This is a genomic window from Xanthomonas hortorum pv. pelargonii, assembly GCF_024499015.1.
Taxonomy (GTDB): Bacteria; Pseudomonadota; Gammaproteobacteria; order Xanthomonadales; family Xanthomonadaceae; genus Xanthomonas; species Xanthomonas hortorum_B.
In genome coordinates, this window is the sequence record NZ_CP098604.1 from 1,923,481 (window position 1) to 1,938,000 (window position 14,520).

General features: G+C 65.4%; 13 protein-coding genes. 6 read left to right on the forward strand and 7 right to left on the reverse strand.

Annotation, left to right across the window (positions count from 1 at the left end; translation table 11 throughout):
- Positions 1-156 precede the first annotated feature (156 nt).
- Together NDY25_RS08545 and NDY25_RS08550 are read right to left on the reverse strand one after the other, a co-directional pair.
- Positions 157-768, reverse strand: a complete 612-nt coding sequence (locus NDY25_RS08545; protein ID WP_168959571.1) for a PH domain-containing protein — start codon at positions 766-768, stop codon at positions 157-159.
- Between the two features lie 197 nt (positions 769-965).
- Complete coding sequence (locus NDY25_RS08550) at positions 966-1,775, reverse strand: outer membrane beta-barrel protein (protein ID WP_168959572.1); 810 nt, start codon at positions 1,773-1,775, stop codon at positions 966-968.
- Between the two features lie 563 nt (positions 1,776-2,338).
- Between NDY25_RS08550 and NDY25_RS08555 the strand changes: the two genes are divergently transcribed.
- Entirely contained in the window at positions 2,339-3,022 is a 684-nt protein-coding gene (locus tag NDY25_RS08555) for an RIO1 family regulatory kinase/ATPase domain-containing protein (protein ID WP_168959573.1), read from the forward strand.
- Between the two features lie 341 nt (positions 3,023-3,363).
- On the opposite strand, the gene NDY25_RS08560 is transcribed toward NDY25_RS08555, so the two are convergent.
- Together NDY25_RS08560 and NDY25_RS08565 are read right to left on the reverse strand one after the other, a co-directional pair.
- Positions 3,364-5,337, reverse strand: coding sequence for a glycoside hydrolase family 84 protein (locus NDY25_RS08560; protein WP_256627882.1), 1,974 nt, complete (start codon positions 5,335-5,337; stop codon positions 3,364-3,366).
- 370 nt (positions 5,338-5,707) lie between these two features.
- On the reverse strand, positions 5,708-6,082 hold the full coding sequence (locus NDY25_RS08565; RefSeq protein WP_199680230.1) for a P-II family nitrogen regulator: 375 nt from the start codon (positions 6,080-6,082) through the stop codon (positions 5,708-5,710).
- Between the two features lie 153 nt (positions 6,083-6,235).
- Between NDY25_RS08565 and ubiK the strand changes: the two genes are divergently transcribed.
- The 3 genes from ubiK (at position 6,236) to NDY25_RS08580 (ending at position 8,650) form a co-directional block, all read left to right on the forward strand.
- Entirely contained in the window at positions 6,236-6,514 is a 279-nt protein-coding gene (ubiK, locus tag NDY25_RS08570) for a ubiquinone biosynthesis accessory factor UbiK (protein ID WP_023905487.1), read from the forward strand.
- Positions 6,515-6,530: 16 nt separating this feature from the next.
- On the forward strand, positions 6,531-8,051 hold the full coding sequence (locus tag NDY25_RS08575) for a YifB family Mg chelatase-like AAA ATPase (RefSeq protein WP_168959575.1): 1,521 nt from the start codon (positions 6,531-6,533) through the stop codon (positions 8,049-8,051).
- Between the two features lie 89 nt (positions 8,052-8,140).
- Entirely contained in the window at positions 8,141-8,650 is a 510-nt protein-coding gene (locus NDY25_RS08580) for a lipocalin family protein (RefSeq protein ID WP_168959576.1), read from the forward strand.
- A gap of 498 nt (positions 8,651-9,148) precedes the next feature.
- Here the strand turns inward: NDY25_RS08580 and NDY25_RS08585 are convergent, their stop codons facing one another.
- The gene (locus NDY25_RS08585) at positions 9,149-9,325 is read right to left on the reverse strand and encodes a hypothetical protein (RefSeq protein ID WP_006449000.1); all 177 of its coding nucleotides are present in this window, start codon (positions 9,323-9,325) and stop codon (positions 9,149-9,151) included.
- A 384-nt stretch (positions 9,326-9,709) separates the two neighbouring features.
- Between NDY25_RS08585 and NDY25_RS08590 the strand changes: the two genes are divergently transcribed.
- Positions 9,710-11,272, forward strand: coding sequence for an EAL domain-containing protein (locus tag NDY25_RS08590; protein WP_168959577.1), 1,563 nt, complete (start codon positions 9,710-9,712; stop codon positions 11,270-11,272).
- Positions 11,273-11,523: 251 nt separating this feature from the next.
- Here NDY25_RS08590 and NDY25_RS08595 read toward each other — a convergent pair whose 3' ends face one another.
- Positions 11,524-12,648, reverse strand: a complete 1,125-nt coding sequence (locus tag NDY25_RS08595; protein ID WP_168959578.1) for a fatty acid desaturase family protein — start codon at positions 12,646-12,648, stop codon at positions 11,524-11,526.
- Between the two features lie 9 nt (positions 12,649-12,657).
- A complete protein-coding gene (locus tag NDY25_RS08600) occupies positions 12,658-13,734 on the reverse strand; it encodes a ferredoxin reductase (RefSeq protein ID WP_168959579.1) in 1,077 nt (358 codons plus the stop codon).
- A gap of 93 nt (positions 13,735-13,827) precedes the next feature.
- Between NDY25_RS08600 and fabR the strand changes: the two genes are divergently transcribed.
- Entirely contained in the window at positions 13,828-14,475 is a 648-nt protein-coding gene (gene fabR, locus NDY25_RS08605; protein WP_006449004.1) for an HTH-type transcriptional repressor FabR, read from the forward strand.
- Positions 14,476-14,520 lie beyond the last annotated feature (45 nt).

Below are 14,520 nucleotides of genomic sequence, written 5' to 3' on the forward strand. Positions count from 1 at the left end.
GGTCCTGCAGATTGGGGCGTCGACGACAGCGCTAATTACAGGCGAATGCTGGCGATGCTTAGAGCATCGCGCAGCATGGCAGGGGTCACGTGTGCACTGCGCTCCCCTGCTGCGGCACGCATCTACCTGAAGCTTGTGCGCGCAGTGCCGCCAGCCCTACAGCCGTGCCAGCACTTCAGCCTTCTTGGCGTCGAATTCTTCCTGGGTCACCAACCCGGCATCCAGCAACTGCTTGAGCTTGCTCAGCACCTGCACCGGATCATCCGCGCCGGCCACCGCAGCCGCTGGCACTGAAGGCACCACGCCCTGCGCTGCAGGCGCATGCACCACCACACCGCCGGCCGACGCACGCAACTTGTCGAACTCCAGCTGCTGACGTTTTTCGTGGGCCGATTCTTCCACCTGCTGGGCATAGGCGTAGACCCGCCGTGCCTGTTTCTTGGGCAGGCTGTCGATGGACAGGTAGCCGCCCTGCGTGGTGCGGCACATGATCGTCGCTCCCAGCATCTGCTCGCTCATATGCACGTCGAGCACCTCGCGCCAGGGGACATCGCGAAACGTCATCCCGAACAGCGTGGGGTGTACAACGATGAATCTGCGATTGGTCAGCACCACCGCGGCCGGCGACAAGTTCATCACCATTTTCTTCTGCACCGCGATGTACTCGACCTGCTCGTCGCGGGTCAGCAACTCGTTCACCTTGGGCAGGATCTTGCCCACGGCCACCGGGTCCTGCTCGTCGGTCAGGAATTGCGTAAAGACCTCCATACCTTCCTCGTCGTGATTGCTTGCGCCGCAGCGTTGTCTTGTATGACACCACATCCGTGCCTTCGTGGTGCCGATCAGAGCTCCGACGAAGCGTGCGCAGTACCGGATCACCGAGCGCTTCATACAGCCCAACGGCAACAAGGCGGATGTCGCCATCCGCCTTGCTGTGTGCACAACGCTGTTTTTCTATCGCCGGCTCAAAAGCGGACTTCGGCGCCGAAGCTCAGCACTTCGGCACGATTGATGGTGATGTCTTCGTAGTCGTCGTAGTACTCGTCGGCGTACAGGTAGTTCGTGTAGAGCGCGCTCAGACTGAAATGCTTGCCGATATCCACACCGAGGCCCGCACCCAGATATGCGCCGTAGACACGCTCGGTGTAGTCCTCGCCTTTTGCCTCGCCTCCCCAATAGCCCATGCGTACCAGAGCGAACACTGGGGTGTCGCCGAAGTTGAAGCGCGCCGTTCCACCGATGCTGCCGAAGTCCACTGTCGGAATGACGACAAAGCCATCCGCATCCTTCGAACCGTCAACCTTTCCGGTGGCCACTTCAATGCCGACCAGCGTGACCGGACCAGCACGCCAGCGGTAACCGACGTTGAAGCCCGCCATGTCCTGCTTGTTGCCCTCGAACACCTTGGCTTCGCCGCCCTGCGCGCCCAAGAACATGCCGCTCTTGAGGCGCTGTTCTTGTTCGCGCGGCGCAGGCGCAACGTAGGCGGGCACCGGTGCGGGCGGTGCCGCCGCTACGGGCGTCTGCGCCGTCACCGTGGTGAATCCGCCGGTCTCGCCGGATGCGCTGTCTTGCACTGCCGTCTGTCCTGCGGCGGTACCGTCTTGCGACGGGCCCGACGGTGGCGCTGCCGGTGCGGTGGCCCCCTGGGTGCCAGCCTGCTGTTTTTGCTGTTGCCGATAATTGTCCCAGCCGCGCGACAACGACTGCGCGGCCGCGTCGGAAACGCAGCCCAGCGCCGTGCAGGCCAACAGCCATGTTGCGGTCCTTTTCATCGCATTCCCCAATGAGTCGTACTCCATCGTCCCCGCATCCAATGCGCACGCAGGCATGACCTGGCGGCGTCCAGAAGTGGCGCAGTTGCTGTCCAATTCGGGGGCTTTCCCAACATCACAGGATCGTGCGCGTACTCGGCTTCAGGCATCGTCAGTGTGGACGTGCCGGTACTGACGCGTGATGCAGCCCCCTGACCGCAGCGGGCACAGTGAATCGAGTCTCAGCACCTGTCAAGAAGGGCTGTGATCGCTGCCTGTTGGCGTATACAGCGGCCGACCAGCGTTCTGGTGAGCGCTTGTGCCGAAGAGCGCGGCACGCGATGCGGTAAATGCACGCTCGCTGCAAGCAGCGCCTCGCACGGAGATACCGACAACATTGATGGCAGCTGACTCTGCAAGCTCCTGATTCTTCGAGCCGTTCCACTCCCGGAACATTTCATTTTTTTAACAAATGTAATTTCAATACTCGCAAGTTCTAAAATTCACCGGACCGATCCCCCGCGATCATCGTGAACCTGCCAGACGCGTGATTCCTCCGCGCCGCCAAGGTCCGGAGACTTGCCATGCACTACCAGCCGCTGGACACCTCCAGCCTGCAAATCGTCACGCCCGTGCTGCTCAAGCAGGGCACCCGGCTGCTCGAGCCCAACGTCTATCGCACGCATCTGGATGGGCAAGTGGCGGTGGTCAAGGACTACAGCCGCTACCGCCGTACGCTGCTGGCGCCGATCGCGCGGCTGATGGTGCGGCACGAGTCCAAGATGTTGGCCCGCCTGCACGGCTGGCGGCATGCGCCGGCCCTGCTCGGCACGCTGGGCGGGCTGGCACTGGGCATGGAGTTCATTCCGGGCGACACCCTCAGCGCCAGCGCGGTGGTCGGCCAGGAGGTGTTCCAGCAGCTGCAGCAGGCGCTGCGCCGCCTGCACGCAGTCGGCATCACCCACAACGATCTGCACGGCACCAATGTGGTGATCAGTGCCGGCGTGCCAGTGCTGATCGATTTCACCTCGGCCTGGCGCTTCCCGCGCTGGTTGCGACGCGGCACGCTGGCGCGTCAACTGCAGCGCAGTGACTTGGCCAATTTCCAGAAGATGCGCCAGCGCCTTGCCGGTATCGCGCCGACCGCCGACGAGGCCGCACGCAGCGCCGAGCCGCGCTGGGTACGCACCATCCGTGGCAGCTGGAAGCGGCTGTATCGGCACCTGAAGCGCGATGCGCAGCCGGTAGCGCCGAACGAAACCCGCTGACCGGCAAGTTGCCGTCACCTGCCGGCCAGGCGGCGCGCGGGGGCGCGGCGCCTGGCCGGTGACGCGCAATCGCGCCATGCATCCAGCACCAGCGCAGAGGCACAACGCATCTCGATCTGCGTGCCGCATGCTGATCCGGCAACGCGGGCCACGCCCACCGGGCTGCACGCCTGACCATCCCGATGACACGCCAACGGTGCGCCTATCCACCTGGCGAGCAATCGCCAGGTGGTGCGCAACGGCGCGAGGGGAACCACAGTGGACAGGGGTACGCGTCGATGCTGCGCACAGGCGACGCCTGTCTAGTGGCTAGGCCGTCGTCCGGTCGCCGCCCCAGGTCGTCACTGCGCGTTTGCCGCTTCGGCTGTCGCCTGCGCGCGGTAGGCGATCAGGCGCGGCGCGTCGGCGACGAAGCGGTCCAGTACGCCATCGGCGATCTTGACCAGGCCACCGAAGCGCGTGGCGCCGGGAATCGAGGGAATCGCTGCGGCTTCGGCGGCACTCTGCTTTGCATCGGCAAACGCCCTTGATGCCTGCGCATCGCCGCGATTGGCGGCATCCAGGCCGGCAGCGGTCTGCTGCAGCGCGCGGCCCCAGCGTTGCATCGCATCCAGCCACGGGCGCGCTTGTTCCGCAAAGCCCTTGTCGGCCACGCCTTCGCGAATGATCTGCGGCGCGGCAGCAATCTCGTCCGCCGTGCGCGCCAGCTCGGCGATCGCCTGGCTGCGCGCTGCCGCATCGCCGAGCGCGATCATCTCGCGCACATGATCGAGCACGGCCTTCAGGCGCGGCGCCTGTTCCTGCCACGGCTGGCTGCCGAAGGTCGGCGCCAGATGCTGGGTATCGAAGAAGGTGAGCAGCGCGGCGGTCACCTGCGCATCGCCACCGGCCAGGTCGCGTGCGGCCGCATGCCAGGTGCGCTGCGCGTCGTAATCCTTGTCGTTCCACGCGAACGCGGTCAGCCCCATAACCGCGACGCGGCTGGGCACTTCCTGATTCATCGGATTGGAGACGATGCCGGACAATTCCGCCGACAAACCCGCTTCGCGGCGCGCGTACGGCGCCATCAGCAAACGCCCGGCCGAGGTTTCGAAATCGTTGACCGGGTAGTTGTCCCACAGCAGCGTCTTGCGGCCGAACGCCTTGGTGGCCGCGCGTGCATCGGGGATGGAAATGGCCGGCGGCACCACGTCGGTGCCGGTCCACTGCACCACGACTTTCGGGTCCAGGTGCTTGCGCAGTGCTTCCTTGTACGGGCTTTCCTTGGCGTCGAAATACTCGGTCGGCACCATGATCAGCTCCGACGATGCATCGTGGCGGGCGACCAGATCGGCCTGCACCAGATTGAGCAGATGCGACTGCGCGATGCCGGCCGCTTGCGCGCCGGAATCGCCAAACGTGGTCTTGTCGCGCTCGCAATTCCACTTGGTGTATTCGATATCGTCCAGCGCCACATAGAAGCTGCGTACGCCCAGCTTGCGGAAGGCATCGAACTTGCGCAGCAGCGCCTTGGCGTCGGCCGGATCGGAAAAGCACACCGTCGGCCCCGGGGAGATCGCATAGACGAAGTCGACGTGATTGCGTTTGGCGGTGGCCGCCAGCTTGCCCAGCGCCTTCAACGTGGCGGCCGGATACGCCTCGCGCCAGCGGTCGCGCGCGTACGGGTCGTCCTTCGGGCTGTAGATGAAGGTGTTGGCCTTGGTGCGGGCGAGAAACTCCAGATGTTTGGTGCGATCGGCCATCGACCACGGTGCACCGTAGAACCCTTCGATGGTGCCGCGGATCGGCATTGCCGGATGATCCTGGATCACCAGGGTCGGGATGGCGGGGCGCTCGACCAGCTGACGCAGCGTCTGCGCCGCATGGAACAGCCCATCGTTGTCGTGACCGGCCAGCGTGATCAGGCTGCCGTTGCCGAGCGCGACGCTGGCGAGCGTATAGCCCTCCTTGTGGGTGTCCTGCGCCGCCTTGCTGCGCGTCAGGGCATCGCGCACCACCGCCGCCTCGTCGGTGCCGAGCACGATATGCGGGCGGTCGAGCGTGGCAGGCAGACGCGATGCGGTGGAGATCTTGGTCACGCCAGCGGTGCCGAGAATGCGGCGCACCAGCGCGACCGACGCCGGGTCCGCACCCGGCGCCACCACCAGCACGACCGACCGACCGAGCGTGACGGTGCCGCCCTCCAGCGCGATCGACGTCGGGGTCGGAAAGATCGCCGGCTGTGTGACCGGCTGCGCCAGCGCAGGGGCCGTTAGGCTTAGCGCCACCAGGACCGGAAGCAGGCGCAAGCCCGACTTGCCGTCACGTCGCTTCATTCCGAACTCCGGTATTGAAATGGTATTAGCCCTAGAGTAGGCAAGTCGTCGGGCCGGGACAAGTCGGGAGTGTTGCGATGTGCCGCGGCTCATCAAGGCCTGGATTTCGACTTGCGAGCGCGAGGTTGAGGTTCATGCCGTGCTGCACGCCGGTACCGGGCCCAACCTGCGGTATTGAAATGGTATGAGCGGCCGTGTGGGCGCGTCGTCAAGTGAAGTACTCGGTAAACCACGGTCAAGCCGCTCAATCGGATGTGAGCCGACTTCAAACTCCACGCAGGCATCGGAGGACCGCATTGCAGCCACGCTGCACGCGGCACATGCGTACTGCCCGCAGCACTGCCAATCCGGCTAGCGTCTCGCTGACGCCTTACAACGCGTCGCTATCCAGCTCGCCGGTGCGGATGCGCACCACGGTGCCCAGGTCGTAGACGAACACCTTGCCGTCGCCGATCTTGCCGGTGCCGGCTGCGGCAACGATCGCCTCGACCACGCGCTCGGCCTGGTCGTCGGTCACCGCCACTTCGATCTTCACCTTGGGCAGGAAATCGACCACATACTCGGCACCGCGATACAGCTCGGTGTGGCCTTTCTGCCGGCCGAAGCCCTTGACCTCGGTCACCGTGATGCCCGCCACCCCGCAGCCGGCGAGCGCTTCGCGCACATCGTCGAGCTTGAACGGTTTGACGATGGCCATGATCATTTTCATCGGTGCAGATCCCAGGGCATGACGGCCGCGCAGCATACCGTGGACGGCCGCAACACTCATCTCATGCTCATCGCCCTCACCACGACCGACAACCGAATGGGACTATCCTTACCGCCTGCCGACTGCCTTGCCGATGTCCCGCGTGTTCCGGCCTGCACTAGGCTTCCTACGGACCTGCGGAGAACACCCATGATCGATTTCAACCAGCTCGACGACCTTGCCCGCCGCCTCAGCGACTTGGTGCCGCCGGGCCTGCGCCAATCGCGCGAAGAACTGCAGAGCACCTTCAAGGGCGCACTGCAGGCCGGCCTGGGCAAGCTGGACCTGGTCACCCGCGAAGAGTTCGACGTGCAGCGTGCGGTGTTGCTGCGCACCCGCGAAAAACTCGACGCACTGGAACAGGCCGTCGCCGCACTGGAAGCACGCGCGCCCGGCTCGCCACCCGCAGCGCCACCCACCACTCCCTGACCTAAGGCCCTCCACCATGAGTCTGGCGCTGGTGCACAGCCGTGCCCGCGTGGGGGTGCATGCGCCTGAGGTCCGGGTGGAAGTGCATCTCTCCGGCGGTCTTCCCTCCACCCAGATCGTGGGCCTGCCCGAGGCTGCAGTGCGCGAATCGCGCGAACGCGTGCGTGCCGCGCTGCTGTGCGCACAGTTCGAATTCCCGGCACGGCGCATCACCATCAATCTGGCGCCGGCCGATTTGCCCAAGGAAGGCGGCCGCTTCGACCTGCCAATCGCACTCGGCATTCTGGCCGCCAGCGGTCAGATCGACCGCCAGGCCTTGGCCGAGTACGAATTTCTCGGCGAACTCGCCCTGACCGGCGAGTTGCGCGGTGTCGATGGCGTGCTGCCCGCCGCCCTGGCAGCCGCGCAGGCCGGCCGTCGCCTGATCGTGCCGCTGGCCAACGGTGCCGAGGCCGCCATCGCCGGCCACGTCGAAGCCTTCACCGCGCGCACGCTGCTGGAAGTCTGTGCCACGCTCAATGGCACCCAAAAGGCGCCCGCCGCCGAACTGGCGGTGCAGGCGCTCGGCGCGCGCGCCCTGCCCGACATGGCCGACGTGCGCGGCCAACCGCATGCCCGCCGCGCGCTGGAAATTGCCGCAGCCGGCGGTCACCATTTATTGCTGGTCGGTAGCCCTGGCTGCGGCAAGACCTTGCTCGCCTCGCGCCTGCCCGGCCTGCTGCCGGAAGCCAGCGAGGCCGAGGCGCTGGAAACCGCCGCCATTACCTCCATCAGCGGTCGCGGACTGGATCTTGTGCGCTGGCGGCAACGCCCCTATCGGGCTCCGCACCACACCGCCAGCGCGGTCGCCTTGGTTGGCGGTGGCACACATCCACGCCCCGGCGAGATCTCGCTGGCCCACAACGGCGTGTTGTTTCTGGACGAGTTGCCCGAGTGGCAACGCCAAACGCTGGAAGTGCTGCGCGAGCCGCTGGAATCGGGCATGGTCACCATCTCGCGCGCCGCGCGCAGTGTGGATTTCCCGGCAAGATTCCAATTGGTCGCGGCGATGAATCCCTGTCCGTGCGGGTGGGCCGGCGATAGCAGCGGGCGTTGCCGTTGCAGCAGCGACACCATCGGCCGTTATCGCAGCCGGATCTCCGGGCCGCTGCTGGACCGGATCGATCTGCATGTCGAGGTCCCGCGCCTGCCGCCGCAGGCCCTGCGCAGCGGCAACGTCGGCGAGGACAGCGCCAGCGTGCGCACCCGCGTGGTCGCGGCACGCGTGCGGCAACTGGCACGTGCCGGCGTGCCCAACGCACAACTGGACCAAGCACAAACCGATCATCACTGCCGCCTGCAACACGACGATCAGCTGTTGCTGGAACGCGCTATCGAACACCTGCAGCTGTCCGCACGCTCGATGCATCGCATCCTGCGCGTGGCACGCACCATCGCCGATCTCGACGACAGCGCGGTCATTGCAACGCGTCATCTGACCGAAGCGATCGGCTACCGCAAACTGGATCGCGCGGTGGGCACGGCAAGCGCAGCCTAATAGCGGCGCTCCAGCGGTATCAGCATCCCAACATGCATTTCATGACGATGCACGTACAACATCTGCCATTCCACTACGCAGAGGCCGCCATGAGCCGACTTCCCGAACTCCTCACCGTCCCGTCCCTGGATCTGAATCGTTATCTGGGCACCTGGTACGAGATCGCGCGGCTGCCGATCCGCTTCGAGGATGCCGATTGCACCGATGTGTCGGCACACTATTCGCTGCAGGACGATGGCACGGTGCGTGTGCAGAACCGCTGCCTGACTGCCGAAGGCACATTGGAAGAAGCAATCGGTGAGGCGCGCGCCATCGACGACAGCAACGCGCGCCTGGAGGTCACGTTCCTGCCCGAAGGCCTGCGCTGGATTCCCTTCACCAAAGGCGATTACTGGGTGATGCGCATCGATGCGGACTACACCGCCGCGTTGGTCGGTGGCCCCGACCGCAAGTATCTGTGGCTGTTGGCACGGCTGCCGCAGCTGGACGAGAACATCACCCAGGCCTATCTGGCGCATGCGCGCGAGCAGGGCTTCGATCTGGCGCCGCTGATCCACACCCCGCATACCGGGCGGCTGACCGAGCAGCCGCTCTCCTGATCAGGGTTTAGGCTTTTAACAAAGCCACCTATAACGTCCAGAGAGCACTGCACCCTCGACTGGCCAGGTTTTTGTCAGGTGTAGAGCGGTCGACCTGCAACTTAACTGCCGGGCCCTTGCCCGCCCACCCTCGCGGGACACGCCGCAAGTACGTCCGTGTAGGCTCTTACGCGGCATCCATGCCGCGTAAGGTCCCGCGACGGTGGGCGGGCAAGGACCAGTCGAAATGGTCGGTGTACATGGTTGCAAGCAAGGCATGTCGTGCGTTGTTTGGATAACTGCGCGTTTGATCAGCTTCGCAACGCAACGCGATCAACAGGCAGGCTTTCAACAAAGCAACCGCCAACTTTCTGGTGCGGTGTCCTCGCCGATTGCGGGACCGTGTGGCGGCATGGATGCTCCCAGGGATGGGTTTACGGCGTGTCCCGCGAGCGGCGAGGGCACCGCGCCCTCGCCTACTCCGTACTCGATTAACTACCTCGGATCTAGAGCACGCACTCAACCGTTGAGTGTGCTCAGATCCTTGGCCGCAGCCTGTGCGCCTTCCAGGCTGTCGAAGGCCACGCCGGTGTCGCCGACCACGTATTTGGTCAGTTCGCCGTCGCGCGTGGTTTCCTGCATCTTGAAGATCGGCACGGCATCGGTGCCGCCGACACGTTCTTTCTGGGTTGTCATGGGTGATTCCTCCTCGGAAAGCGTCTTGCGTGGGACCGGATTGTCCCGCTGCTCCCAGACGGGAGGGCAGACCTTTCGACCCTAGCGCGCCATCGCGTGCAGGCGTGTGAACCTATTGACAAGCCCGCTTGCCACTCTGCGGTGCATGCGCGTCGGCAGAAAATCACATCCGCTTCGCTCCGAGGACGCGCGCAATGCACGCGCGTGTCGTACATTCGCGACGTGCAGCCTCATCAGTCCATGTCTCCTGTCGTCACCATGCGCGCGTCGGGCCTCCGTGCGCGCGGCGCATTCGCTGTGCCGATTGCTCGGCAATGCGCATCTGCCGCGCACTGTCCAGGGCGCACTGCGTGAGCTGGCCGCCATGCAGATGCGGGGGATGAGGTGAAGCGACAACGCATCATCAGTGTGACCGTGTTGCTGGTGGTGCTATGCGCAACCCTTCCGATCAGCCTGTCCTATTACCTGGCGTGGCGGCTGGCGCTGGATCGCGAGCAGAGCAGGCTCAGCCAGCTGGCAGCGCTGTCGATCCGGCGCACCGAAGCCGCCTTCGACGAAGCGCACGGCGCGCTGGTGAACATGGCTGGCTCGCAGCTGCCGCGCTGTTCTCCTGAGCACCTGGCGCAGATGCGCGCATTGGTGCTGACCAGTCATTACATCGTGGAGCTGGGGCATTTTCAGCAGCGCCGTTTGCGCTGCACCTCGTGGGGGCCGTTGCCAGAGGCCATTCCACAGTCCACCCCGGATTTCGTTGTCAAGCGCGGCATTGCGGTGACCACCCGCCTTCGTCCGCTGGCCAATCCGCAGCACCCGCTGATGGCGCTGCAGCTGGACGACTACAACGTGTTGATCAATCCGGCCACCCTCACCGACATCAATATCCCGCCCGGCCTGCAACTGGCGATCGGCACCCCGACCGGGCAGATCCTGAGCAGTACCGATATCGCCGCAGAGCAATTGTTGATCGAGCCGTTGCCCGATACATCCAGCGCAGACGCAACGCAGACGCAGGTCTTGTCCGGCCGCGACCGCCGTGGCGACTGGGCTGCGGTGGTCACCGAACCGGCCACTTACCTGCGTGGCCCGCTGGCGGCGGCACGCCTGCAGACAGTGCCGGTGGGCATCGCATTGGCGCTGCTGCTGGTCAGCCTGGTGATCTGGGTTTCGCGGCGGCGGCTGTCGCCCCTGGCACGGCTGGAAAGTGCGGTGCAGCGCGGCGAATTCATCGTGCACTACCAGCCGATCATCGCGCTCGATAGCGGCGCCTGCGTCGGTGCCGAGGCGCTGGTGCGCTGGCAGCAATCCGATGGCGTGCTGATCCCGCCCGACGCCTTCATCCCGCTGGCCGAAGAGAGCGGTCTGATCCTGCCGATCACCGACATGGTGGTAGCCGAAGTCATCCGCGAACTCGGCCCGACCCTGGCGGCGATTCCGTCCCTGCATGTGGCCATCAACGTCTCGGCCGGCGACATCAAGAGCGGCCGCGTGCAGACCGTGCTGGCGCAAGCACTGCGCGGCACCGGCGTGGACAGCGGACAGCTGTGGGTGGAGGCCACCGAACGCAGCCTGATGGATATCGATGCGGCACGCGCCACCATCACCCACCTGCGCGGCGCCGGCCACACGGTGTCGATCGACGACTTCGGCACCGGCTATTCGAGCCTGCAGTACCTGCAAGGGCTGCCGTTGGATGCATTGAAGATCGACAAGTCGTTCGTGGACACCATTGGCACCCACTCGGCCACCAGTGCGGTGACCTCGCACATCATCGACATGGCCAAGACGCTGAAGTTGCGCACCATTGCCGAAGGCGTGGAGCGCCAGGAGCAGCTGGATTATCTGCGCGCGCATGGCGTGGATCTGGCGCAGGGCTGGCTGTTCTCGCGCGCACTGCCGGCCACTGGTTTCATCGCGTATCACGCGCTGATGCGCGGCGCCGCACACTGACCGGGGGCGGTGCGCCGCTACACCCTGACCTGAGCCGTCACTGCGCGCCGCCGACCCACCAGGCGCAGCGGTTGCCGGTATGCGCAAACGGCAGGCTCGAATCGCAGCGGAGGGGTTCACCGCTGCCGCAATGTAACGACCGCGCCCGCGCGACGATGCGCAACGTCGTATGGCGACCACTTCGCTGACCCAACAAAAAGGGCCGCCGATGGCGACCCCTTTTGATCATGTTGATCAAGCGCTTTGCCTGATCAGGCGCTTTGCAAGGCGCCTTCGCGTTGGCGGCGTGCCGGCTTGGGCCGGCTCGGGAAGGCGTGGCGCACGATCCGCCACATCACCTGGCCGAACTGACGCGGCAGCGAGCCGGTGTTGTAGTGCTGGCCGTAACGCGCACAGATCTGCTTCACTTCCACGGCAATCTGCGCATAGCGATTGGCCGGCAGGTCCGGGTAGAAGTGATGCTCGATCTGGTGGCTCAGATTGCCCGACAGCACGTTCATCAGCTTGCCGCCAGTCAGATTCGACGAGCCACGCAGCTGACGCAGATACCAATGGCCGCGCGACTCGTTGCGGATCGATTCCTTCGGGAACACTTCCGCATCGGCGGTGAAGTGGCCGCAGAAGATGATCACGAAGGTCCAGATGCTGCGCAGCACGTTGGCGGCGAGATTGCCCAGCAGCACGGTCAGGAAGAACGGGCCGGCCAGCAGCGGGAACACGATGTAGTCCTTGAGCATCTGGCGGCCCATCTTGCGGCCGACCGGCAGGAACGAGGCGCGCAATTCGGCCGCCTTCATCTTGCCGGCAAACCAGCGGCCCAGACGCAGGTCCTGGATCGCCACGCCCCATTCGAACAACAGCGCAAAGAACACCGCCACGAACGGCTGCAGCAGGTAGAACGGGCGCCAGCGCTGCTCGGGGAAGATGCGCAGCAGGCCGTAGCCGATGTCGTCGTCCATGCCGCGCACGTTGGTGTAGGTGTGGTGTTTGAAGTTGTGCGTCTTGCGCCAGTTGTCGCCGGTGGCGACGATGTCCCACTCGTAGGTGTTGCCGTTGAGCTGCGGGTCGCCCATCCAGTCGTACTGGCCGTGCATGACGTTATGGCCCAGCTCCATGTTCTCCAGGATCTTGGACAAGGTCAGCAGCACCACACCGGCGATCCACGCCGGAATCAGCACGCTATGCACGAACGCGCCCAGAAACAGCAGCGCGCGACCGGCCACACCGGTCCAGCGCACCGCGGCCACGATGCGGCGGATGTAGCGCGCATCGCTGGCACCGACCTGGGCCTGCACGCGGGCGCGGATGGCATCGAGTTCGTCGCCAAACGACTGCAGTTCGGCAGCGGACAGGGAACGGTTATGGACTCGGCTCATGAAGATTCCTTACAGATCCAGGATCAGGTCAGTGCTCGGGGCACTGATGCACAGGCGCACCTGTGCGGTGGGTTCGTTGCTGCGCTCACCGGTCAACAGGTGGCGCGTGGTGCCGGCCTGGCGCGCGCAGGCGCAGCTGTTGCAGATGCCCATGCGGCAGCCGTGTTTCGGCCGCAGGCCTTGCGCTTCCAGGCCTTCCAGCAGCGACTGGCCGCGCGGCAGGGTGAGCGTACGGCCGCTGCGTGACAGCTGCACCTGCACCTCACCGGCCTCGCCATCGTCCAGCGTCGGCACGCTGAAGGCTTCGGCCTGGAACGCGGCTACGCGCCCCTGCAAGCGCTCGCGCGCTGCCTGCACAAAACCGCCAGGGCCGCAGACCATGACGTGACGATTGGAGAGATCGGCGATCTGCTCCAACGGATAGATATCCACGCGCGCAGCCGGCGCCTCGCCTTCGCGGGTGGTCAGCAAACGCACGCGCAAGCGCGGATGCGCCGCCGCCAGCGCTTCGAATTCTTCGACAAAACAGGCTTCGTCGCGCTGGCGCACCCAGTACAGCAGGTCCACATCCATCGGCATGCCCGCCTGCGCGGCGGCCTGCAGCAGCGCGCGCATCGGGGTGATGCCCGAGCCGGCGGCCAGCAGCAACAGAGGGGTGGGTATGGTCGGCAGCAGCATGTCGCCGAAGGCCGGATCAAGCGACACCACCGTGCCGATGGCCGCCTCGCTTGCCAGGTAGCGACTCACCAGACCGCCCTCGATCGCCTTGACGGTGATCGCCAGGCGGCCATCGGCCAGCACGGTCGGGCTGTAGCTGCGCAGCAGGCGGCGGCCGTCGATCTCCACGCCCAGGCTCACGTGCTGGCCGGCCTGCAGGCCCTGCCAGTGGCCGTTGGGCTGCAGCACCAGGGTCACCGCATCACGGCTTGCTGCGGTGCGCGCAACCAGGCGGGCCATCGGCCGTTCCAGGGTCCACAAGGGGTTGAGCCGGGTTGCCCAGAAGTCGAACAACTGCGGCGACACCAGCCGGCGCGCCAGGCGCGTCGGCAACGGGGACTTGGACTTGGGGTCGGATGCCAGGTTCATGGATTACACTATACGCATGCATGCACAGACGTGTATACAGTTGTATATCGGCCGAAGGGGCTATGATTCATCCCCACGACCGGCCGCAGCCTCATGACTTCCATCGCCCTGCCTTCCCACGACGCGCCGCCGTCACGCAAGCCGGCGATTTCACGCGAGGATCTGATCGCCGCAGCGCTGTCGCTGATCGGCCCGCACCGGAGCCTGTCCACGCTGAGCCTGCGCGAGGTGGCACGCGAAGCCGGCATCGCGCCCAACAGCTTCTATCGCCAGTTCCGCGACATGGACGAGCTCGCCGTGGCCTTGATCGATCTGGCCGGGCGCTCGCTGCGCACCATCATCGGCCAGGCCCGCCAACGCGCCACCTCCACAGACCGCAGCGTCATCCGCGTGTCGGTCGAGGCGTTCATGGAACAGCTGCGCGCCGACGACAAGTTGCTGCACGTGCTGCTGCGCGAAGGTGCAGTGGGCTCGGATGCGTTTAAGCAGGCGGTGGAGCGCGAGCTCAGCTATTTCGAAGACGAGCTGCGCGTGGACCTGATCCGCCTGGCCGCCGCCGACAACGCCAAGCTGCACGCACCGGCGCTGGTGTCCAAGGCGATCACCCGGCTGGTCTTTGCGATGGGCGCAGTGGCGATGGATTCGCCGCCGGAAAAAGATCCGGAACTGGTCGAACAGATCTCGCAGATGCTGCGCATGATCCTGACCGGCGCACGCACGCTGGGTACGCACGGCGGTTGAGTGTGCGTGTGCTTTCGCATCTAAAAACGACGCTGCGACTCGAAA

Coding starts and splice junctions, on each gene's coding strand:
- NDY25_RS08555 (WP_168959573.1), top strand. CDS start 2,339: ATGCACTACCAGCCGCTGGACACCTCCAGCCTGCAAATCGTCACGCCC.
- NDY25_RS08580 (WP_168959576.1), top strand. CDS start 8,141: ATGAGCCGACTTCCCGAACTCCTCACCGTCCCGTCCCTGGATCTGAAT.
- NDY25_RS08565 (WP_199680230.1), bottom strand. CDS start 6,082: ATGCTGCGCGGCCGTCATGCCCTGGGATCTGCACCGATGAAAATGATC.
- NDY25_RS08560 (WP_256627882.1), bottom strand. CDS start 5,337: ATGAAGCGACGTGACGGCAAGTCGGGCTTGCGCCTGCTTCCGGTCCTG.
- NDY25_RS08595 (WP_168959578.1), bottom strand. CDS start 12,648: ATGAGCCGAGTCCATAACCGTTCCCTGTCCGCTGCCGAACTGCAGTCG.
- ubiK (WP_023905487.1), top strand. CDS start 6,236: ATGATCGATTTCAACCAGCTCGACGACCTTGCCCGCCGCCTCAGCGAC.
- NDY25_RS08545 (WP_168959571.1), bottom strand. CDS start 768: ATGGAGGTCTTTACGCAATTCCTGACCGACGAGCAGGACCCGGTGGCC.
- fabR (WP_006449004.1), top strand. CDS start 13,828: ATGACTTCCATCGCCCTGCCTTCCCACGACGCGCCGCCGTCACGCAAG.
- NDY25_RS08550 (WP_168959572.1), bottom strand. CDS start 1,775: ATGAAAAGGACCGCAACATGGCTGTTGGCCTGCACGGCGCTGGGCTGC.
- NDY25_RS08575 (WP_168959575.1), top strand. CDS start 6,531: ATGAGTCTGGCGCTGGTGCACAGCCGTGCCCGCGTGGGGGTGCATGCG.
- NDY25_RS08600 (WP_168959579.1), bottom strand. CDS start 13,734: ATGAACCTGGCATCCGACCCCAAGTCCAAGTCCCCGTTGCCGACGCGC.
- NDY25_RS08585 (WP_006449000.1), bottom strand. CDS start 9,325: ATGACAACCCAGAAAGAACGTGTCGGCGGCACCGATGCCGTGCCGATC.